This is a genomic window from Streptomyces sp. NPDC034111 (assembly GCF_055575375.1).
This window is the reverse complement of record NZ_JBVIST010000015.1, coordinates 24,376-45,485: the sequence shown is the minus strand read 5'-3', so window position 1 is coordinate 45,485 and position 21,110 is coordinate 24,376. Positions and strand designations below refer to the sequence as shown.

At 72.9% G+C, this 21,110-nt stretch carries 16 protein-coding genes and 1 pseudogene; 8 read left to right on the top strand and 9 right to left on the bottom strand.

Annotated features, from left to right (window positions below; genetic code table 11):
• The first annotated feature begins 82 nt into the window (after positions 1-82).
• From ACZ55A_RS27225 to ACZ55A_RS27205, 5 genes are all read left to right on the top strand, one after another.
• Complete coding sequence (locus ACZ55A_RS27225) at positions 83-2,812, top strand: helix-turn-helix transcriptional regulator (RefSeq protein ID WP_468845182.1); 2,730 nt, start codon at positions 83-85, stop codon at positions 2,810-2,812.
• Positions 2,813-2,901: 89 nt separating this feature from the next.
• On the top strand, positions 2,902-3,102 hold the full coding sequence (locus tag ACZ55A_RS27220) for a hypothetical protein (RefSeq protein WP_468845180.1): 201 nt from the start codon (positions 2,902-2,904) through the stop codon (positions 3,100-3,102).
• Between the two features lie 100 nt (positions 3,103-3,202).
• Positions 3,203-4,549, top strand: a complete 1,347-nt coding sequence (locus ACZ55A_RS27215; protein WP_468845178.1) for a hypothetical protein — start codon at positions 3,203-3,205, stop codon at positions 4,547-4,549.
• Positions 4,550-4,694: 145 nt separating this feature from the next.
• On the top strand, positions 4,695-5,108 hold the full coding sequence (locus ACZ55A_RS27210) for an SHOCT domain-containing protein (protein ID WP_468845175.1): 414 nt from the start codon (positions 4,695-4,697) through the stop codon (positions 5,106-5,108).
• Positions 5,109-5,282: 174 nt separating this feature from the next.
• Positions 5,283-5,975, top strand: coding sequence for an SMI1/KNR4 family protein (locus tag ACZ55A_RS27205; RefSeq protein ID WP_468845172.1), 693 nt, complete (start codon positions 5,283-5,285; stop codon positions 5,973-5,975).
• A gap of 94 nt (positions 5,976-6,069) precedes the next feature.
• Here the strand turns inward: ACZ55A_RS27205 and ACZ55A_RS27200 are convergent, their stop codons facing one another.
• Genes ACZ55A_RS27200 through ACZ55A_RS27190 form a run of 3 tightly spaced genes read right to left on the bottom strand, consistent with a single transcriptional unit; the run spans position 6,070 to position 8,280 of the window.
• Positions 6,070-6,933 (bottom strand): ABC transporter permease, encoded by an 864-nt coding sequence (locus ACZ55A_RS27200; protein ID WP_468845169.1) that lies wholly within the window; start codon positions 6,931-6,933, stop codon positions 6,070-6,072.
• On the bottom strand, positions 6,893-7,828 hold the full coding sequence (locus tag ACZ55A_RS27195) for an ATP-binding cassette domain-containing protein (RefSeq protein ID WP_468845166.1): 936 nt from the start codon (positions 7,826-7,828) through the stop codon (positions 6,893-6,895). Before ACZ55A_RS27195 ends, ACZ55A_RS27200 begins: the two co-directional genes overlap by 41 nt.
• The gene (locus ACZ55A_RS27190; RefSeq protein WP_468845163.1) at positions 7,825-8,280 is read right to left on the bottom strand and encodes a MarR family winged helix-turn-helix transcriptional regulator; all 456 of its coding nucleotides are present in this window, start codon (positions 8,278-8,280) and stop codon (positions 7,825-7,827) included. Before ACZ55A_RS27190 ends, ACZ55A_RS27195 begins: the two co-directional genes overlap by 4 nt.
• Positions 8,281-8,747: 467 nt before the next feature.
• Here ACZ55A_RS27190 and ACZ55A_RS27185 point away from each other — a divergent pair, with 467 nt between their 5' ends.
• From ACZ55A_RS27185 to ACZ55A_RS27175, 3 genes and pseudogenes are all read left to right on the top strand, one after another.
• Positions 8,748-9,695, top strand: coding sequence for a hypothetical protein (locus ACZ55A_RS27185; RefSeq protein WP_468845160.1), 948 nt, complete (start codon positions 8,748-8,750; stop codon positions 9,693-9,695).
• Between the two features lie 83 nt (positions 9,696-9,778).
• Positions 9,779-10,312, top strand: coding sequence for a hypothetical protein (locus ACZ55A_RS27180; RefSeq protein ID WP_468845158.1), 534 nt, complete (start codon positions 9,779-9,781; stop codon positions 10,310-10,312).
• A gap of 45 nt (positions 10,313-10,357) precedes the next feature.
• Positions 10,358-11,413 (top strand): annotated as a pseudogene (locus tag ACZ55A_RS27175) (UDP-N-acetylmuramate dehydrogenase); the annotation flags it as partial.
• A 73-nt stretch (positions 11,414-11,486) separates the two neighbouring features.
• Here ACZ55A_RS27175 and ACZ55A_RS27170 read toward each other — a convergent pair.
• From ACZ55A_RS27170 to ACZ55A_RS27145, 6 genes are all read right to left on the bottom strand, one after another.
• Positions 11,487-12,320 carry an S-methyl-5'-thioadenosine phosphorylase gene (locus ACZ55A_RS27170; protein ID WP_468845155.1) on the bottom strand — a complete coding sequence of 278 codons (834 nt, stop codon included), beginning with the start codon at positions 12,318-12,320 and terminating at the stop codon, positions 11,487-11,489.
• A gap of 14 nt (positions 12,321-12,334) precedes the next feature.
• Complete coding sequence (mtnC, locus tag ACZ55A_RS27165) at positions 12,335-13,057, bottom strand: acireductone synthase (RefSeq protein ID WP_468845152.1); 723 nt, start codon at positions 13,055-13,057, stop codon at positions 12,335-12,337.
• The gene (locus ACZ55A_RS27160) at positions 13,054-13,647 is read right to left on the bottom strand and encodes a 1,2-dihydroxy-3-keto-5-methylthiopentene dioxygenase (RefSeq protein WP_468845149.1); all 594 of its coding nucleotides are present in this window, start codon (positions 13,645-13,647) and stop codon (positions 13,054-13,056) included. The genes mtnC and ACZ55A_RS27160 overlap by 4 nt, the downstream gene beginning before the upstream one ends.
• Positions 13,644-15,356 (bottom strand): S-methyl-5-thioribose-1-phosphate isomerase, encoded by a 1,713-nt coding sequence (gene mtnA, locus ACZ55A_RS27155; RefSeq protein ID WP_468845146.1) that lies wholly within the window; start codon positions 15,354-15,356, stop codon positions 13,644-13,646. The genes ACZ55A_RS27160 and mtnA overlap by 4 nt, the downstream gene beginning before the upstream one ends.
• Positions 15,353-19,582, bottom strand: coding sequence for a non-ribosomal peptide synthetase (locus ACZ55A_RS27150; RefSeq protein ID WP_468845143.1), 4,230 nt, complete (start codon positions 19,580-19,582; stop codon positions 15,353-15,355). Before ACZ55A_RS27150 ends, mtnA begins: the two co-directional genes overlap by 4 nt.
• 81 nt (positions 19,583-19,663) lie before the next feature.
• A complete protein-coding gene (locus ACZ55A_RS27145; protein WP_468845140.1) occupies positions 19,664-20,884 on the bottom strand; it encodes a MalY/PatB family protein in 1,221 nt (406 codons plus the stop codon).
• Positions 20,885-21,110: the final 226 nt, after the last annotated feature.

The window sequence follows — 21,110 nt, the reverse complement described above, 5'->3', positions numbered from 1 at the left end:
CCCCGCGTGGCGATCATGACTCCCGGCCCGTCAAGATGGAGGGGATCTTCAGGGGGCGGTTCATGCCTGGACGGTGGTGCCCATGCCCCACGATGCAGCCCCGGAGGACGCCCCGGGCCGCGGCCCGAGCGGCAGTGGGACACATCGGGGGCCGACCGGCGACCCACTGCTGGGCGCCAAGTTCGCCGTCCCGGCCGTGCCCCGGGAATTCATCCGCAGAAACCGGTTGCTGGACCAGCTCGCAGCGGGGACCACTGGGCCATTGACCCTGGTCACCGGCCCGGCGGGGGCGGGCAAGACGACTCTGGCCGCGTCGTGGGCGGCCGCGGGGACGGCGCCGGGCCCGGTGGTGTGGCTGACGACGGAGCGGGAGGACAGGGCACCGGGGGTCTTCTGGGCGTACGTCCTGGAGGCACTGTGCCACCACGGCGTCGCGCTGCCGGAGGAGGTGGGCCGGCCCGACTGCGCCGACCAGGTGGACCACGCCCTGCTCACCCGGCTCGCGTCGGCGCTGGCACAGCTGCCCCGGCCCGTCGTCCTCGTCATCGACGGCCTCGACCAGGTTCCGGTGCGCGAGGTGGCTTCGGGCCTGCACTTCGTCCTCGGCCATGCGGGACCGCGGCTGCGTCTGGTGCTGCTCAGCCGCATCGACCCGCTGCTCCCGCTGCACCGCTACCGCGCCGAGGGCCGGATCCACGAGATCCGCGGCGCCGATCTCGCGTTCACCCGGCAGGAGACCGCGGCCCTGCTGCGCCGGCACGGCGTGGAACCGCACGCGGAAAGCATCGATGCCCTCACGGAGCGCACGGAGGGCTGGGCCGCCGGGCTGCGGCTCTGCGCCCTGGAGATGCGGCGGGCGGAGGATCCGCAGGCCTTCGCGCGGACGTTCGCCGCCTCTCGCAGCACGGTCGCCGACTACCTGCTCGCCGAGGTCCTCGGCTCCCAGCCCGCCGCCGCCCAGGAAATGCTGATGCGCACGAGCATCCTCGACCGGGTCCACCCGGACCTGGCGAACGTACTGACGGGACGTGCGGACGCGGAGGGGATACTCGCCGAACTCACCCGCGCCAACGCCTTCGTCGAGCCGGTCGAAGGCACCGAGTGGTGCCGCTACCAGCCGCTGTTCGCCGAGGTTCTCCGCACGCACCTGCGCCATCGGCGGCCCGGTCTGGAACCCCGGTTGCACCGCCGGGCCGCTGCCTGGCTGGCCGACGCCGGCCGGCTCGGCGAGGCGCTGGAGCAGGCGGCCGCGGGCGGGGACTGGGAGTGCGCCGCCGACCAGGTGGTCAATCACCTGGCGATCGGACGCCTGCTGACCGGCCCGGAAGCCCACCGGCTCGAGGCCTACTTCTTGGCGATGCCGGGCGATCTGCCCGGGGCGGCCCCCGCCCTGGTCGCGGGGGCCTGCGCCCTCGTCCGGTACGACCGCGAAGGCTGCCGGGCCCAGCTGGACCGGGCCGAGGAGAGCCTGCGCGCCGCCGACCCGCCGGCGGCCCCGGAAGCGTGGCTGGCGCTCTCCCTCCTCCGGCTGCTCGGTGTGTCCGGAACGGGCGATGGGGGGTGGGGTGCGGCCGAGGCGGCTGCGCACCGGACCCGGGAGCTCGCCGACCGGATACCGCGCGGGCGGCTCGCCGACCATCCGGAGGTCGAAGCGCTGCGCCAGTTCGGGCTGGGCCGCGCGCTGCTCCACGCCGGCCGTCCCGGCGCCGCCCGCGCCGCCCTCGTCGCCGCGACGGACGGCTGCGCCCTCGCGGCGACCCGCGTCGTACGGCATCACTGCCTCGGACAGCTGGCGTTGGCCGAGTACCTGTGCGGGGAGCTGCGGCAGGCCGAGGAGCACGCCCTGCTCGCCCTCGCGACCGCCGACGACCCGGCCGTGCCGCTCGCCCGACGGTCCGGGGTGGCCCACCTCGCGCTGGCCGGCGTCGCCCTCGAACGGGACCGGTTCCGGCAGGCCCGTCACCACCTCGGCGTCGGCGCCACGTTCCCGGACGCAGGGCGCGACCCCTTCGTCGACGCGGAATTCGTCCTGCTGCGCGCCCGGCTGGACCTCGCGTGCGGGAAGGAGCACGCCGCACTCATGGCAATCATGGACGTCGAGCCGGGCGAGGACCGCCTCGGAGGGCGCTCACCCTGGCTGTCGGAGCGCTTCGCCACCGCGCTGTCCGCCTGCCGGCTGGCCCGGGGCGACCCCGAGGCGGCGCTGGCGGCCCTGGAGGACGCCGGTCAGGGCGGGCCCGCGCACACCGTCGCCCTCGCCCACGCCCACCTTGCGGCCGGCGACCCGGACCGCGCCCTCGTGCTCCTCGCGTCCCTGGACGGGGCGGCCGGCACGGCCATCGCCGAGCTGGTCCGGATGCACCTGCTACAGGCCCACGCCGCGACCCTGGCCGAGGACAGCGGGAGCGCGTACGGCCTGCTCCATGAGGCGGTGGCCATCGCCGGGCCCGAAGGGATGCGACGGCCGTTCACCGAAGCGGGGCCGTGGCTGTGGCGACTCCTGGATCAGCGGCCCCGCATGCTCGACGGCCACGCCTGGCTGACCGCCCGCCCGGACGGTGTGAACGGCGTGTCCCGCCCGGACGCCTGGGCGACGACCCACGTCATGGTGGAAGAGCTCAGTGCCCGTGAGCGTGAAGTGCTCCAGCACTGTGCCCGGATGATGTCCACCGAAGAGATCGCTGCGGCGATGTTCCTGTCCGTCAACACCGTCAAGACGCATCTGCGGAACATCTACCGCAAGCTCCAGGTCTCCCGCCGCGGCGAAGCGGTACGTCGCGCGCGTGAGCTCCATCTGCTGCTGCCGCTGTGACCCGCGGGTCACCCGGCCCGGGTGATGCCGCCCCCGCAGGCGGCGTTTCAGCATGGAGTGCGACGACTCCACCCGGCGAGGGGGTGCTCATGCACTACGAGTTCCGTGTGACCGGTCGCCTGTCGGCGCTCTTGGGTGAGGCATTCCCCGAGCTGACGAAGGTGCTCGCGCCGGAGCAGACCCTGCTGTGCGGGCAGGTCACCGACGAGGCCCACCTCTACGGGCTGCTCATCCGCTTCCAGGAGCTCGGGCTGCGGGTCGTCGAGATGCGTCAGCTGCCGGACCCATGAAATCCGTGGAGCAGACCGGCGAAGAGCCACCCGTCACGGGTGATGCGGATACCCGCCCGCCGGGTGACCGTGAACGAAGGCCTGCGCGAAGGAGTCGACCATGGACTCACCGTCCGCCGCCTCCGAGCCCCCGGAGCCTCCGCGGCCGCTGAGCGCGACCGAGCGGGCGCACTACGAGCGCCTGCGCCGCACCGCCGAGATGCGTCACCGCCGGCTGCGCAACGCCGTCGCCTGCGCGCTGCTGCTGGTGGCGTTCGTCCTCGCCCCCTTGGCCACCGTGGCGACCTGGGTGAACTCACAGATCTCCGACACCAACCGGTACGTCCAGACCGTCGCCCCCCTCGCCAGGGACCCGGCGTTCCAGAACGCCGTGACCACTCGTGTGACGAACGAGGTCGTCAGCTACATCGACACCGAGAAGCTCACCGCCGCACTCACCCACGCCCTTCAGGAGACCGGTGCCCCACCAGCCGTGGTCGACAAGGGAGGACTGCTCGCCGGCGCGTTGAAGTCCGCGGCCACCAACGCGGTCCGGACGGTGGTCAACAAGGTGGTGACCAGCGACCAGTTCGCGAACGTCTGGGACAACGCCAACCGCAGGGCGCACACGGCCGTGGTCAACGTCCTCACCGGCAAGGGCGGCAGCGCCGTCGAGGCCAAGGGCGACACCATCAGCCTCAACATCGGCACCGTGATCGATCAGGTGCAGAAGCGGCTGGTCGACGCCGGATTCGAGAACGCCGACAAGATCCCCGACATCGACAGGTCGGTCGTGCTCGTGAAGACCGACAAGCTGGACGACGCCCAGGACGCCATGCGCCTGCTGAACCTCGTCGGCGTCTGGCTGCCCGTACTCGTCGTCGTCCTCGCGGCGCTGGCCGTGTGGGTGGGGCCCGCACACCGGGTCATCATGATGAGCGCGGCCGTCGGCATCGGCGTGATGATGGCCGCCCTGCTCGTCGCGCTCGCCGTCTTCCGCGAGAAGTACCTGGACTCGGTGGAGCCCAAGGTGCAGTCGCCGGACGTCGCCGCCGTCGTCTACGACGACCTGGTGCGGTTCTTGCAGCAGAGCACCCGTACGGTGCTTGTCCTCGCGGTGATCGTCGTGGTCGCCGGCTACCTCTACGGGCCGGGGCGCGGGGCCCGCTGGATCCGCTCCGTCACCGTCCGCGGCACAGGATCCGCCGGGCGGAGCCTCGCCCGAGTGGGGCTGCGCACCGATGGCGCGGGTCGCTGGCTCGACCGCCACCGCGGCTGGACGACGGGAATCGTGGTGGGTGCGGGGGTGCTGGCGCTGGCCCTGTGGAACTACCCGACTCCGGGTTCCGTGGCCCTGGTCCTCGGGATCGCGGTGCTCGTCCTGGTGGTCCTCGGCGTCCTCGCCGCTGCCGGAGCCCCGACCGCGCCGCCGGGGCGTGGCCGCCGGACCACCGGCCACGACGGCTGACCACCCGGCTCACCCGGACGTCACCGGTCGGGCACCGTACGGTGCCGCGCGTGGGCCCTCCCGCGCTTCACCCGCAGAGGGTGATGACCGTTCGCCAGGGCGGGCGCAGGCTGGAGAGGCGACCGCGAGCGGCAGGAGGAAAGCCATGGGAAACACGTACATGGCGTACGACTATCCGGTGCTGGGCGCCTTCTGGACCGTCATGTGGATCTTTCTGTGGGTCCTGTGGCTGATGGTGCTCTTCCGTCTCATCGCCGACATCTTCGTCGACCACTCGCTGAATGGATGGGCGAAGGCCGGCTGGCTGCTGTTCATCATCGTCCTCCCCTTCCTGGGCGCCCTGATCTACCTGATGGTGCGCGGCAAGGACATGGCCAAGCGCGAGGCGCAGCACGCCAGGCACAGACAAGAGGCGGTCGACGCGTACATCCGCGAAACAGCGGCCGCCGGCGGTGGCCCGAGCCATGCGGATGAGCTCGTCAAGCTGTCGAACCTCAAGGAAAAGGGCGCCATCTCGGAAGAGGAGTTCCAGCGGGCCAAGGACAAGATCCTGCATTGACGGCCTGGTTGGGCCGGACGGGACCTGGGCGGCTTCGGCGCGGCCCGGCGCGGGCGAACCTGGGCCGTGTCAACTCCTCGTAGGCGTTGGCATTGCGCCAACGTCCCGCTGGGGCCGCGCCACCGGGCGTGTGGACGGCGGGAGTTGTCAGTGCGGTCTCGTACCGTGGGGAGCATGAGTGATCAGGCGTGGGCAGGGGTCCGCGAAAGGGTGCTGGGGCTCGGCTCGACGGCCGGCGTGGAGCGGGTCTTCGGCTACTACGGACACCGCTTTGCGCTGGCCGATCCGCTGACGCCCGGGGAACTGGCCGAGCTGGAGGGCTGGTTGGGCGTACGGCTCCCCGGGGAGTACCGGGAGTTCCTGGTGCAGGTGGGCGCGGGCGGTGCGGGGCCGGCCTATGGGGTCTTTCCCGTGCGCAGGGCGGCGGACGGGGGGTGGGAGTGGGTGGGCGACGGGGGCGATCTGACCACGCCGGGCCGGATCGCCGAGCCGTTTCCGACCGCGGGTCCCGACGCGGCGCAGGTTGCCGCGTTGGAGGCGGAGCGGCCCGAGGAGGAGGACTTTGCCGACGAGGCGGACTTCGATGCCGCGCAGGACGCCTGGTGGGAGCGGTGGGAGGGGCTGATGTGGTCCGCCGACCGTACGGTCGGCGCGATCTGTCTGTGTCATATCGGGTGTGCCGAGCGGCGTTGGCTGGTGGTGAGCGGGCCGGAGCGGGGTCGGGTGTGGGCGGACGCCCGGTGCGATGACGTGGATCTGGAACCGCTTCGGGTGGGCCCGGAGAAGAGCGAGGTGGCGACGTTCGCCAGCTGGTATCTGGAGTGGCTGGAGGAGGCGGAGCGTACGGCCCTGCGGAGGGCGGGGTGAGGCGCGCTCTGGCCGGGCTGCGGGGACGTGCATGGCGGGAGTGCGCGAGCTGGTGGGGTGAGCGGAGGGCTTGAGGGGAGGGCGTGAGGGGGTGTCAGCGGGCCAGGCGGCCCAGGAGGGAGGAGGCTGCGGCGATGCCGACGGCGGCGGCCCCGATCAGGACGCCGTAGTCCAGCGCCAGATGGGCGTGGGTGCCGAGGAGCAGCCCCCGTAGCGCATCGACCTGGTAACTGAGGGGGTTGAGACTGCTGACCGTCTGGAGCCAGCCGGGCATGATCGCCACTGGGTAGAGGGCGTTGGAGGCGAAGAAGAGCGGCATGGTGATGGCTTGGCCGATGCCCATCAGCCGGTCGCGGGTGAGCACGATCCCCGCGATGGTCATCGAGAGGCAGGAGAAGAAGGCCGACCCGAGGACCACCGCGACGGCCACGCCGAGCAGCCGTAGCGGGTTCCAGGTCATGGCCACACCCAGCAGTGCGGCGATGGCGATCACGACAACGGCCTGGACCAGCGCCTTCACCCCGGCGGCGAAGGCCTTTCCGGCGATCAGCGCGGATCGCGGGGTCGGTGTCACCAGCAGCTTGGTGAGGATGCCGGCGTCCCGTTCCCAGATGATCATGATGCCGTAGAAGATCGCGATGAACATGGCCGACTGGGCGATGATGCCGGGCGCCAGATAGTCGATGTACGGGGTGCCGCCGGTCGGAATGGCCTGGATACGGGTGAAGGTCTCGCCGAAGACCAGGAGCCACAGGGCGGGCTGGACGGCGCGGGTGTACAGCTCGGTCCGGTCGTGGCGCAGTTTCTGAAGTTCGACGATGCACATCGCGACGACCCGGGCGGGCAGCACCCGCCAGCCGGTACGGGGGCGCGGTGGGACCAGCAGCAGGTCCAGCCGGCCGGCGGCGGTGGCGGTGTCAGCCGACCCGGTGTGCGGTGCGGCGGGTGCTTCGGACATCGCGGAAGTCTCCTGACTGCTCGTCGAGGCCGCTGCCGGCGACGTCCCGGAAGACGTCTTCGAGCGTCGGCACGGCGTCGGATGAGCGCGATGCGGCGGGTGCGGAGGGAGCTGCGGGGTGGCTGGGAGCGGCGGCGGGGGGAGCGGCCGCGCGGCGGCGGGCGCGGAGGGCGGATTTGAGTGCGTCCGGTGTGCCGAGGGCACGGAGGCGGCCGTGGTGCATCAGGGCGACCCGGTCGCAGTACTGGTCGGCCTCGTCCATGTAGTGCGTGGTCACCAGGACGGTCATGCCAGTGGCGGCCCGTACGGCGTTGATGTGTTCCCAGACGCTGGTGCGGGCGATCGGGTCGAGGCCGATGGTGGGCTCGTCGAGCATCAGCAGGCGTGGCGCGCTGACCAGCGCCTGAGCGAGTTCAAGACGGCGGATCATCCCGCCGGAGTACGTCTTGGCAAGCCGCCCGGCCGCCTCGGTGAGGCCGACGGCCGCCAGCGCCTGGGTGACGCGCTCGGCCCGCTCGTGGCGGGAGACGTCGAAGACCCGGGCGAACAGGGTGACGTTCTCGCGGCCGGTCAGCCCGGCGTCGGCGGAGAGCTGCTGCGGTACGTAGCCCAGCAGCCGGCGGACCGCCATCCGCTCCTTCGCCGCATCGTGCCCGAAGACCCGGACCATCCCGGCAGGCACGGGCAGCAGCGTGGTGATACAGCGGATCGCGGTGGTCTTGCCCGCGCCGTTCGGGCCGAGCAGGCCGAAGACCTCGCCGGTGCGTACGGAGAGGTCCACGCCGTCCACGGCCTTGGTCTCGCCGAAGGCGTAGCGGAGGCCGTGGCAGGTCACGGCATCGGGGGCGGCCGGCCCACCGGACGGGACCGCAGCGCGCTCGTGGTCGGTGGTCATGGGCCCTCCGTCTCCGCGTGCAGATTGTGGGCGAGCCTGCGCAGTGCCGGGAGGGCCGCGGCCAGCGCCGCCTGGTCGGCCTCGGGCAGCCGCGCGACCTGCTCCCTCACCAGGGCGCTGCGGCGGTTCTCCCAGTCGTCCAGCCGGGACCGGGCGGCCGGGGTGGGGAAGAGCAGGGCCGAGCGGCGGTCGTCGGGGGCGGTCTGCCGGCGCAGATAGCCGGCCCGGCTGAGCTGATTGACGAGGGTGGAGACCGAATTGCCCGCCAGGCAGAGCTCCTTCGCGGCGGCCGAGACCCGTATGCCGGGGCGGGCCGCGACCAGCCGCAGCAGCTCCACCTGCGCGCCGCGCAGCCGGGGGGCGGCCAGGCCGGCCCGTAGCCGGCGCCGGATGAGCCGTTGCACGGTGGCCAGCACATCGGCGAGCGAGTCGGGGAACTCCCCTGCGGCCATGACCCCGATTTTAGCTCTGAGTGAGAGCTAGCGCGTCTGCGCAGGCACGTCCTGGCGGGGAGGGGCGCCCCGGTCCTCCCCGGCAGGTGGCGGTGGAGGACGGCGCCCCCGGTTGGGCACGATCTTCCCGGACCCGTCCGGCTCCGTTCGGACGGGCGCGGACGGGGGCGGACGGGTGTGGACGGGTCGGTGGCCGTCCCCGTGGCCGGGCCGGCGGCGGGACCGGGCGGATGCCCCGGCGCGCGGCAGAGGGCGTCGCGCCGAGCACCGGAGCCCAGCTTTTCCACAGCCTCGGCGACAGCCTTGACAGTGCTCTGCGGGCGGAGAAGCCTGGTTCTTTCGGCAGTTGCCGGATGTTGGGGGAATCCGGGGGAATCGGGGGACTCATGCTGAGGTATACGTCTGTGCGTGCGTCGGATGAGACGCGAGGGGTGCGCGGGGCGAGAGGGGGAGGCGGGGCGCAAAAGGTGCGCAGGGCAGCCGGGTTCGTTGCCGTGGCGCTTGCGCTGTCCCTGTCGGTGGCGGCCTGTTCGTCGGGGGGAGGGAGTGAGGAACCGTCGGGCGGTGCCAGTGGCTCGACGGCCGGATCGGGCTCGTCGACCAGCGCGGCCCCGACCCCGACCGTCGACCCTGACAGCTACCGTCACGCGCTGTCCGGCGCGCTCGGACCGCTCAACAGCGCGCTGCGTGCGGTCGACAGGGCAGACGAAGGCGGTCAGCTGAACACGGCACTGGACACCGCCGCTGCCCGGGCCGATGCGGCCGCGGACGCCCTCCAGACGACCCGGACGCCGGACAACGCCATCGCGGGAAACAGTCAACTCGCCACCTCCCTGCGCGCGTTGGGGCAGGACCTCAAGAGCGCACGCGGTGCCGACGGCCGCTGCGCCACCTCCCCGCGCGTCGAACTCGGTACGGCCGAGAGCCCGAAGAGCGTCCGGGAAGCCGGCCGCGCGCTCACCGCGCTCGGCTATGACGCGGCGCTGCAACTACCGCGTACGGAGAAGGCCAAGCACCGGCGGCTCGCCAACGGCACGTTCCTCCGCGACGGCAGCCGGGGCGGGCTGGGACGGCTGACGATCAAGAACGGCACCGGCACGGATGCGGTGGTGACACTGACCCGCGGCAGCCGGACGGCGTTCTCCGTATACGTACGCCAGGGATCGAGCACCACCATACGCAGCGTCAACAGCGGTTCGTACACGGTGTACTTCACCACCGGCGAGGACTGGAACAGCGCCAGGAGCTCCTTCACCCGCGGATGCAGCTTCGAGAAGTTCGACGACAGGGCGAACTTCCGGACCGTCAAGGTGACCGGCGGGACGCAGTACACGGTGCTGACGTTCACCTTGAACAAGGTGGTGGGCGGCAATGCGACCACGAGCCGGGTGCCGCCGGGCGAGTTCCCGTCGTAACGGCGCGGGTGCCGGACCGGGCCCGTCAGTTGCACGGCGGCCGGGGCGGGGGGCTCCGCCCCGGCTCGGTATCGTGACGCCATGTGGGAGACAGCAGCTGGTGGACTCTGGCGATCGCGGCGGTGACCGGTGGCACGGCCGTGCTCGCCAGTTGGGTCACCAGCCGCGGCAGCACCCGGGCCGCACGCATACAGGCCGAGACCGCCGCACGCGCCCAGCGCGCCGAACGGCTGCGGGAGAGCCGGCGCACCGCCTATCTGGATCTGATCGAACAGACCCACCGGATGGGCGAGTTGTACTGGGAGATCTCCACGGCGCTACGGCTGGCCGCCTCGGACGCCCGCACCGCCACACTGCGTGAGCTGCACGACCGGGAGGTCGCCGAGTATGTGAAGATCCGGCGCTGCGCGCGCGTCGTCGAACTGGAGGGCCCGCCTGCGGCGGCTGCCGCCGCGCTCGCCCTCCAGAAGGCGACCGGCCCCTTCTACGCGGCCGTCAAGGCCGAACTGGCAGGTGACACCGGGCAGCGGGGCGCCTTCGATGCCTCCTACAGCCCCTTCTGGGCCGCACTGGAGGAGTTCGTGGACGCCGCCCGGATCGCGCATCAGAGGGAGTGAGCGAGCGGGAGCGCCCGGGGGACGGCAGACGAAGAGGAGGAGACCGTACGTATGCGAGTCGGGCACGGGGTGCCGCTGGCGCCGCTGACCACGTTGGGGATAGGGGGGCCGGCGGCGGTGTTCGTGGATCTGACCGATCCGGCGGATTTCCCGGCGTTCGTCGAGCTCGCCGACAGCCTGCCCGGTGAACCGGTCTGTCTGGGGGCGGGCAGCAATGTTCTGGTGGATGATCCTGGCTGCTCGTCCGCCGTGGTGCGGATGAGCACACGGGGCGTGCGTGTGCTCGGGGAGCGGGAGGACGGCCGGACGCTGGTGGAGGTGCAGGCGGGCCATCCCCTCTCCGAGCTGGTGGAGGCCACCATCGAGGGGGGTCTGAGCGGGATGGAGATGCTCGCCGGGATCCCGGGGACCACGGGCGCCACACCCGTTCAGAATGTGGGCGCGTACGGTCAGGAGGTCGCCGACACGCTCGTCGAAGTCACGGTCTGGGACTGGGCGTTGCGCCGTTTTGTCACCATGGACGCGGCGGCCTGCGGGCTGGGCCACCGGACCAGCGTCTTCAAGAAGTCCCGGCGGTGGACCGTGCTGAAGCTGGTCTTCGCGCTGCGCCGCTCGGCGCTGAGCGCACCGGTCACCTATCCCGTGGTCGCCGACGCGCTCGATGTCCCGGTCGGCGGCAGGGTGGTGCCGGCCGATGCGGCCCGGGCGGTGGTCGAGGTGCGCAAGGGCAAGGGCATGGTGCTGGGCTGTTGTGACACCGACCGGCGGTCGGTCGGCAGTGTGTTTCTCAGCCCCGAGGTCACCCCCGCGCAGGCCGAACGGCTGCGGGCGCAGCACGCGCCGGTCAATGTCTTCCCCGACGGCTCGACCCGGGTCAGCGCGAGCTGGCTCATCCACCGCGCCGGCTTCGCCCTCAACACCCCGGTCGTCGAGGGCGTACGCATCTCCTCACTGCACTACACCCTGGTCGCGGACGAGGGCGCGACCGCCGACGGGTTCGCGCGGGCCGTCGACCTCGTCCAGGAGCGCGTCCTGCGGCGCACAGGGGTGCGGCTCACACCCGAGATCGATTTCGTCGGGGCGTGGACGTCACGGCTCTGACCGCCGGAGCCGACTCCTGGTCCCCTCCCCTCAACGGGCGCGGGTACGGGGCCGGTCCGGCCGGTCAGCGGTGTCAGGGCAACGGGAAGGGGACGTCGATGCCCGTGAGGGTGTCGGGGCAGCCGCAGGTGCGCTCCTTGGGGAGGCGGTCGAGGGTTTCGAGTACCAGGGCGCGCAGGCGCTCGGTGTTCTGGGCGAAGACCTTGAAGACCTCCTCCTGCGACACGCTCTGCTGGGCGTCGATGCCCGCGTCGAGGTCGGTGACCAGGGCCACCGCGGTGTAGCAGACGGCGAGTTCGCGGGCGAGCACCGCTTCGGGGTGGCCGGTCATGTTGACCAGCGACCAGCCCGCGGCGGCGTACCACTGCGACTCGGCGCGGGTGGAGAACCGCGGCCCCTGGACGACGACCATGGTGCCGCCGTCCGTCGCCTCGACGCCGGTCGCGGCGGCCGCCCCCAGCACCGCCGCCCGGCCGTGCGCACAGTAGGGGTCGGCGAACGAGACATGCACCGCGCCCTGCTCGTAGAAGGTCTGTACGCGCCCGCTCGTACGGTCCACCAGCTGGTCGGGGACGACGAAGGAGCCGGGGCCCAGCTCGGGGCGGAGCGAGCCGACCGCGCACGGGGCGAGGATCTGGCGGACGCCCAGCGAGCGCAGCGCCCACAGGTTCGCGCGGTAGTTGATCCGGTGCGGCGGTACGGCGTGGCCGCGGCCGTGGCGGGGCAGGAAGGCGACGCGGCGGCCGCCGATCTCGCTGAGGGTGACCGCGTCGGACGGCTCGCCGTAGGGGGTCTGCACGGTGAAACTCTCGGCGTCCGCGAGGAGTTCGTAGAAGCCGCTGCCGCCGATGACGGCGAGTTCGGCGCGGGGGCCGGGGGTGGATCCGGTGGTTCCGGTGGTGGTCATGGGTCCTGTCTCGGTCAGCGGGTGGGGGCGGCGGGGTGCGGGGTGAGGTCCGGTCCTGCCAGGTCGGTGACGACGGGGTGGCCCTCGACGGCGGGGCCGCGCGGGTCGTCCGGGCGGCGTACCGCGAGGGTCTGCCAGCCGGCCGCCGCAGCGGCGTCCAGTTCGGCCCGTACGTCGCTGAGGAAGAGGGTCCGGCCGGGCGGCGCCGTCAGGGCGTTGCTGATCGTGCGGTAGGAGTCCGGCTCGCGTTTGGGGCCGGCGGTCGTCAGGTCGAAGTAGCCGTCCAGCAGGCCGGTCAGATCGCCGTGGTTGCTGTGGGCGAACCAGTTGCGCTGGGCGGTGACCGAACCGGAGGAGTAGATGTGGCACGCGATGCCGGCCGCCTGCCAGCGGGCCAGCGCCGCCGGTACGTCGTCGTAGACATGTCCGTGCAGGCTTCCTTCGGCGTAGCCGGCTGCCCAGATCTCGCCCTGGAGCGCTTTGAGCGGGGCGGCTTTGACGTCGGCGTCGGTCCAGGCGTGCAGTGCGGCGACCGCGCCCGCCTCGTCGAGGTCCGGTGTCCCGGTCGCGGTGCGGATGTCATGGAGCAGGCGCGCCCGCCGGGGGTGGCCGCGGTGGTCGGCGAACCAGCCGGCGAAGCGTTCGCGGGCGTACGGGAAGAGCACCGTGTGGACGTGGTCGGCCGAACCGGTCGTGCCCTCGATGTCCAGGACGACGGCGTGGACGGGGGCGCTCACGGGGCCGCCGTCCGCTGCGGGCCCACCACGAGTTCGTCGAGGGAGGGGAAGGAGCGGGCGAGCGGGTCGGCGGTGAAGTCACCGACCCAGCCGTCCTCCTCCTCGAAGAAGCGGACCGCGGCGAAGTCGGGGCGGGTGCCCATGTCGAACCAGTGCCGGGTGCCGGCCGGTACCGACAGCAGATCGCCGGCCTCGCAGACCGTGGCGAAGACCTTGTCGTCGAGGTGGAGGTAGAAGCAGCCCCGGCCGTGGGCGAAGAAGCGCACCTCGTTCTCGGCGTGGCGGTGCTCCTCCAGGAAGGTGGTGCGGGCCTTGGCCGCCTGCGCGGCCCACTCCGGGTCGCTGCTCGGGTGCAGCCGGGCCACGTCCACGACGCGGAAGCCGTGGCGGTCGCACAGTTCACCGATCTCGGTGCGGTAGCGGTCCAGCAGTTCGTCGCTGTCGTCCTCCGGCGCGACGGGGCCTCGGACCGGCCAGTGGCTCAGCTCCACTCCGTGGCCGGCCAGCGCCCCGGTGATGGTGGCGGGGTCGGTGGTGCGCAGCAGCACGGTGCGCGGGGCGTCGTCGGGCATCAGCTGAAGGAGCGTCATGCGGTCTTTCCTTCCCAGAGCGTGGTCCGCGGGGCGGCCGTGGCGGGCCCGGCCGGCCAGGTGCCGGCGTCGAGCAGGAGGAGCCGGCAGACCGCCTCCAGGCACTCCAGCCGGTTGCGCGCCTGCGCCAGGTCCTGGCCCCAGACCGTGATCCCGTGGTCGGCGAGGAGCAGCGCGGGCGGCGCCTCCGGCCGGTCCGCCAGGTGGGCCGCCACCTCGGTGGCTATCCTCCCGACATCCGCGTGGTTGGGGAAGACGGGCACCTCGGTGGCGGACGGGTCCGCAAGGCCCAGGCCCTTGAGGAGTTCGAAGTGCCGCAGCGGGAGCCCGGTGGGGCCCGTCCCGGCCGTCTCGCGGGCCCAGCGCCCTGCGACCGCCGTCGCATAGGGCGCGTGCACATGGATGACGGCCTTGGCGTCGGTCGTCCGGTACACCGCCGCGTGGATGGCGGTCTCCGCGGAGGGCCGGGGCCCGTCGGGGTCCACCGGCTGCGCGGTCGCGGCGTGCACGGCGACCATGTCACGGGCCGTCAGGGCGCCCTTGTCCCGTCCACTCGCGGTGATCAGCGCCGTGCCGCGGGCGGCGTCCGTGCGGGCGGATATGTTGCCGGAGGTGCCGGGCATCCACTCGCGCTCGTACAGGGTCCTGGCCATCGCGGCGATCTCGTCGCCCAGAGGCGGTGCGTCCGGGACGTCGGCGGGTTCCTCGCGTGGCCGCTGCACCCGGGTCTCGGAGACGATGGCGGTGATCAGTTCGGCCGGGGTGACGTCGAAGGCGGGGTTGAAGACCGCGGTCCCGGCCGGGGCCAGCGGGGCGCCGGCGAACTCGGTGACCTCGGCCGGGCTGCGCTCCTCGATCGTGATGCCGGCTCCGGTGGCGAGTGCGGGGTCCCGGGTGGACTCGGGCGCGACCACCACGAAGGGGACACCGCTGCGCGCGGCGGCGACCGCGAGACCGTAAGTGCCGATCTTGTTCGCCACATCGCCGTTGGCGGCTATCCGGTCGGCGCCCACCAGGACGCAGTCCACCATGCCGGAGGCGAGGGCGAACGCCGCGGCCGAGTCGACGCACACCCGGTGCGGCACCCCCGCCTCGCGCAGCTCCCAGGCGGTCAGGCGGGCGCCCTGCAACAGCGGCCGGGTCTCGTCCACCAGCACCTCGTCCACCCGCCCCCGGGCGGCGAGTTCGAGGATCACCCCGAGGGCGGTGCCGACCGCGGTGGTGGCCAGCCGGCCGGTGTTGCAGTGGGTGAGCAGCCGCAGCGGGCGGTCCGGCAGCAGGCCGGCAAGCAGGTCCGTCGCGCGCCGCACCATCGCCGTGTTGACCTCGGCGTCCTCCCGCAGCAGGGCCAGGCCCTCGTCGAGGACGGCCTGGTGGCCCTCGTCGAGCCGGGTGAGCACCCGTCGGACGGCCCACTCCAGGTTGACCGCGGTCGGGCGGGCGGCCACCAGGCGCGCGGCGTCGGCCCGTACCGCCGCCGCGTCGACGCCGCCACCGGGCTCCCGGTGCCGTAACGCGGAGAGCGCGACGCCGAGCGCGCCGGCCAGGCCGATGGCCGGGGCGCCACGGACGGCGAGGGTCGAGATGGCCTCGATGACCTCGTCCACCGTGCGCAGCCGGAGCTGCCGGGAGGTGTGGGGCAGGAGCCGCTGGTCGAGGGTGACAAGGGCACCGTCCTCCCAGTGCAGGGAGGGCTGCTGGGCGTTCACGTGGACTCCAAGGGGTGGGTTGCCTTCAGCGCGGCCTCGATGACCGGTCCGACCTCCGGCATGGCGTCCGCGGTGACGATGCCGGTGTGCGCGCAGCCGACGGCGTAGCTGTCGACCCGGCCACCGAGGAGCGGATGCCAGGCCTGCGAGGCGAGTCCCGCGGGGTGTTTCGGGGACGCCGCATCGAAGCACAGCACCTGCCCCCGGTATCTGCCCGGCCGATGCTCCGCCAACGCCCGGACATTGTGCTGCGCGACCCGGAGCAGACTGCCGATGGTCCGGTCGTCGAGGGAGCCGAGGGCGCTGCCGGCCGTGCGCAGGGCGGCGGCGAGCGCGGCGGCGTCCGGAAGTCCTCCCCCGTCCTGCGGTCCGGCCGGTGTGATGCCGTCCAGGGCGAGCGGTACCAGGGCGTCCGTGTCGAGTTCGGTGCCCCAGCCGAGGACATCACCGGGGTAGGCGTCGAGCAGTACCAGCAGGGCCGGCGGTTCGCCCTGCGCCGCCAGTTCGACCGCGATCTGCTGGGCGACCGTGCCGCCGAAGGACCAACCGGCCAGAATGTACGGGCCTTTTGGCCGGATCTCGCGCATCCGGGTCAGGTAGCCGGCGGCCAGCTCCGGGACCGTACGGGGGCCGGCCCGGTCCGCGGTGAGCCGGGGGTCCTGGAGCGCATGGACCGGGTGGCCGGCCGGTATGTGCCGCAGCAGCGCGGAGTAGCACCAGCTCAGACCGTTCGCGGCGGGGATCAGGAAGACCGGGGCGCGGTCGCCGTCGGCCCGGAAGGTCAGCACCTCGCCGAGATCCGCGCCGGCGCCGCCGGTGTCCAGCAGTGCGCTCAGCCCGGCCACGGTCGGTGCCTGGAACAGGTCCTGGACGCCGAGTTCGGTGCCGAGCGCGGTGCGGATCAGGTGGACGAGGCGGGCCGCCAGCAGGGAGTGCCCGCCGAGCTCGAAGAAGCCGTCGTCGATGCCCACCTGCGGCACTCCGAGGACCGTGCCGAAGAGCCGGCACAGGAGGGCTTCGCGCGGGCTGCGGGGCGCCCGGCCACCGTCCGCCGCGGCGAACCGCGGGGCGGGCAGCGCCCGGCGGTCGAGCTTGCCGTTGGCGGTCAGCGGAAGGGCGTCCAGTGTCAGCAGCGCCGCGGGCACCATGTAGGCGGGCAGCCGTTCGGCGAGCCGGGCGCGCCATGCCGTGGTGTCGACCGGCGGAGCGTCCGGGTCCGGCACCACATAGCCGACCAGCAGTTTGTCCCCCGTGTGGTCCGCGCGGACGGCGACCGTGGCCTGGCCGACGCCGGGCAGTGCGGCCAACGCGGCCTCGACCTCGGCCGGTTCGACCCGGAAGCCGCGGATCTTGACCTGGTCGTCGGCCCGGCCGAGGAAGTGCAGCCGGCCCTCGCCGTCCCAGCGGACCAGGTCGCCGGTTCGGTACATCCGCTCACCGGGACCGCCGTACGGGCAGGCCACGAAGCGTTCGGCGGTCATCGCGGCCCGGCCGGTGTATCCGCGGGCCAGTCCCGCACCGGCCAGGTACAGCTCGCCCGGCACACCTGGGGGCACCGGGCGCAGCGCCTCGTCGAGGACATAGCCGCGGGTGTTGTCCATCGGGCGGCCCAACGGCACGGTGCCGCCGGTCCGTTCGCCGGGACGCCAGGACGTCTGGGTGACACACAGCGTGGTCTCGGTCGGGCCGTACAGCGCCCGTACCGTGGTGTCCGGGCAGGCCGCCAGCACCCGGTCGACGGCCTGTCCGGAGACCGCGTCGCCGCCGGTCAGCACCTCGCGTACGGTGGCGAAGCAGCCGGGCTGGTCCTCCGCCACGGCGCGGAACAGGCCCGCGGTCAGATGGACATGGGTGATCCGGTGCCGGACGGTCAGCCGCGCCAGCTCCGGCCCGTCGATCCCGCCCGGCGGTGCGACCACCACACATCCGCCGCCCAGCAGCGTCACCCAGATCTCGTAGGTCGAGGCGTCGAAGGCGTGCGGGGCGTGGAAGAGCACCCGGTCGCCCGGCCCGAGGCCCCAGCACGCGTCCCTGGCCAGGTCGAGTACGCCCTGGTGGGTGGTGCCGATGCCCTTGGGCTCGCCGGTCGATCCGGAGGTGTACATCACGTAGGCCAGCTGGTCAGGGTGCACCTCGGGCAGAGCGGGCGGACGGCCGGCGTCCGCCGTGTCCGGGGCGGCACCGACGGTCAGTACGGTGGGGTGCCCGACTGCGGCCGGGTGGCTCCGGAACGCCTCGTCCACCAGCAGCACCGGGCTGCCGGCCGCCGCGAGGGCGGCCTTCGTCCTGGCCACCGGGTGGGTGGTGGGCAGCGGCAGGTACGCGGCGCCGGCCTTGAGGACGGCGAGCTGCGCCACCAGGAGGTCCGCCGACCGCTCCATCAGCAGGGGGACGGGGGCGTCGGCACGCACCCCTTCCGCAAGCAGCCGACCGGCCAACTGTTCGGCGCGGGCGGCGAGTTCGGCGTAGGTCAGAGTGGTGTCCGCGCTGATCACGGCGAGGGCGTCGGGTGTGGCGGCGGCGCGGGCGTCGAAGGCCGCGACGACCGAGCCCGGCTCCGAAGGCCGGCGGGCGCCCTGCCACCGGCTCGTCACCTGCGTCAGCTCCCCGCCGGAGAGCAGGTCCAGCGCGCCGATCGGCCGGTCCGGGTCGGCCGCCGCCCGGCCCAGCAGCCGGATCAGCCGCTCGCCGAGCGCCCGGGCGGTGGCCGCGTCGAACCGGTCGGTGCGGTAGGTGAGGGAGAGTTCCAGCAGGCCCTGCTCAGGCCGCTCGTCGAAGGCGAACTCCAGGTCGAACTTGGCGCCTTGGGCCTGCGCGCGGTCGGTGACACACCGCGCGCCCGGCAGCTCCAGCCCCAGATCGCCGCCGTACGCCCAGGAGAGCATCACCTGGAAGAGGGGGTGCCGGGCGGGCGCGCGGGGCGGCTGAAGCTCCTCGACGAGCCGGTCGAAAGGCAGGTCCTGGTGGCTGAAGGCCGCCAGATCCGCCTCCCGCACCCGTTCGAGGAGTGTGCTGAAGGCAGGGTTGCCGGAGGTGTCGGTGCGCAGTACGAGCGTGTTGACGAAGAAGCCGACGACCTCGTCGAGGAGGTCGTCGCTCCGTCCGGCCACGACCGTGCCCAGCGGAATGTCGGTGCCCGCGCCCATACGGGTCAGCAGTGCGGCCAACGCGGCCTGCACCACCATGAGTTCGGTGGCATGCCCGGCCCGGGCCAGTCGCTTCATACCGGCCCGGGTGGGGTCGTCGACGGGGAGGCGCAGGGTGCCGTGCGCGGAGCTCGCCCGGGCCGGGCGGGGGCGGTCGGCGGGCCGCGGAAGTTCCTCGGGCAGCCCGCGCAGCGCGGTCCTCCAGTGGGCGAGCGCCCGGGAGACCGCACTGTCGGGTGCGGACTCCTCGTCGAGCCAGGCGCGCTGCCACAGCGCGAAGTCGGCGTACTGGACCGGCAGCGGCTGCCACTCCGGCGCCCGGCCGGCGCTTCGCGCGGCGTAGGCGACGGACAGGTCCCGGCCCAGACGGCTCACCGACCAGCCGTCGCAGGCGATGTGGTGCACGACCAGGACCAGCACGGACCGCTCCGCCCCGGTCCGGAACAGGGCGGCGTACAGCGGGAGTCCGGAGGTGAGGTCGAAGAGGTGCGCGCAGGCGGCGGCGACCGCTGCGGGCAGCCGGCCGGGGTCGCAGTCGGTCACCGGCAGCTCGATGCGCACCTCGTCCGGGGGCAGTACGTGCTGGGTCGGCTCGCCGTCGTGCGCGCCGAACAGCGTCCGCAGCGCCTCGTGCCGTACGACCACGTCGTGGAGCGCGGCGGCCAGCGCCCGGTCGTCCACCGGGCCCTCGATCCGGGTCACCACCGGCACGTTGTAGGTCGCGCCCGGCCCCTCCAGCCGGTCCAGGAACCACAGGCTGCGCTGGCCGGAGGAGAGCGGTACGGACGGCGGGCGCGGCTCCACCCGCACCACCGGGCGGCGTACGGGGTCGCCGGCGGCGAGGTGCCGGGCGAGGGCCGCCACCGACTGGCTGCGGAACAGCGCCCGCACGCCGGTCTTGACCCCCAGGACCGCCCGGATCCGGTTGACCAGCCGGACGGCGAGCATCGAGGTCCCGCCCAGGGCGAAGAAGTTGTCGTCGACGCCGACTTCGGGGACCTCGAGGATCTCGGCGAACAGACCGCACAGGATCTCCTCGCGCGCACCGCGTGGCGCGGCGCCGGTACCGTCCAGTGTCATGGGGCAGACCTCATCCGGTGGGAGTCCTGAGGGGAACCGAGGGGAACCGAGGGGAACGCGGGGAACGGAGGCAGCCGGGGCTCAGTGGCCCAGCGCGCCGCGCATTCTGCGCAGCAGTTCGGTGAGCACCGGGGCGGGGGTCGCGAAGTTCAGCCGGACGAACCCCTCGCCCTCGCTCCCGAACAGCGAGCCGGGCATGAGCAGGACCTTGGCCTCCCGTGCGAAGAAGTCCGAGGGCTCCTCCCCCAGGTCCAGCGCGCGGCAGTCCAGCCATGCCAGGTAGGTGGCCTCGGGCGGCACCAGGCCCACACCGGGCGGCAGTTGCTCGGCCACCGTGGCCCGGTTGCGGCGCAGCACCGCCTTCACCTGCTCCAGCCAGTCGTCGGCGCTGGTCCAGGCGGCCTTCAGGGCGTCCACCGCCAGCGCGCTCACCTGTCCGAACAGCAGGCCCTGGTGGTCGTCGACGGCGTCCCGGACGGCCTTGACGCCGATGTGCGCGACGGCGCAGCGGACCCCGGCCAGATTGAAGGTCTTGCTGCCGGAGGTGAGGGTGACGGTGCGCTCGGCGATCTCGTCGGAGAGCGAGGCGATGGGGAGGTGCGTGCTGCCGGGGTGGACCAGGTCGGCGTGCACCTCGTCGGAGATCACGAGCAGATCGTGCTCGACCGCGAGCGTGGCGATGTCCCACAGCTCCTCCCGGCGCAGCACCCGCCCGGTGGGATTGTGCGGATTGACGAGGAACAGGGCGCGGCAGGGCGGCCCATGACGGCCGGTCACCGCGTCGCGTAACCGGTCGGTGTCGAGGTGCCATCCGTCGCGGCCCTGCCGGATGGGGACCGTACGGGCCACCCGGCCGAGCCTGCCGATGGTCTCCTCGAAGGGCGGGCACACCGGTGTGTGCAGCGCGACCCCGTCGCCGGGTGCGGTGCCGAGCTGGAGGACCACCTGCATGGCCTGGTTGATATCGGTGAAAAGCCGGACATGGGTGGGATCGGCGGCGAACCCATGGCGTCGGTGCATACGCCGGGCGAAGGTCTCCCCCAGCGGGCCGCCCTCGGACTCGTCGTACCAGGCCGGATAGCCGAGGTCGGTGTCGATACGGCGGAGCACCGCCTCCCGGATGGCCGGTGCGACGGGGAAGTCCATGTCGGCGACCCAGGCCGGCAGCGCACCGTCCTTGGCCACCGCCCATTTCTCCCCGTCGCGGCGCGTCAGCCACGACAGGGGGGTCAGGTCGAGGGAGTCCGGGTCGTTCCAGGCGGCGGCCGTGGCGTCCCTCGCGTACTCGTCCCGTCGATGCACTCCAGACGCCCCCAAATGCGCTCTCCAGAAATACGAAGGGAATTCACGGAAAGGCGATTTCGCCGCCCATTCAACCCGCCCCGCCATTTCCGCACAAGGACCGGATCCTGTCCCGCCGGCGGGACGGCAGCCGTTCCTTGACACTGATTCAGCCACCCGCCTACGTTGCCGTTCGCTGTCACCGAAGGCAGCGAAAGAGGTCGCGAAAGGCGAATGCAGAGCAGGG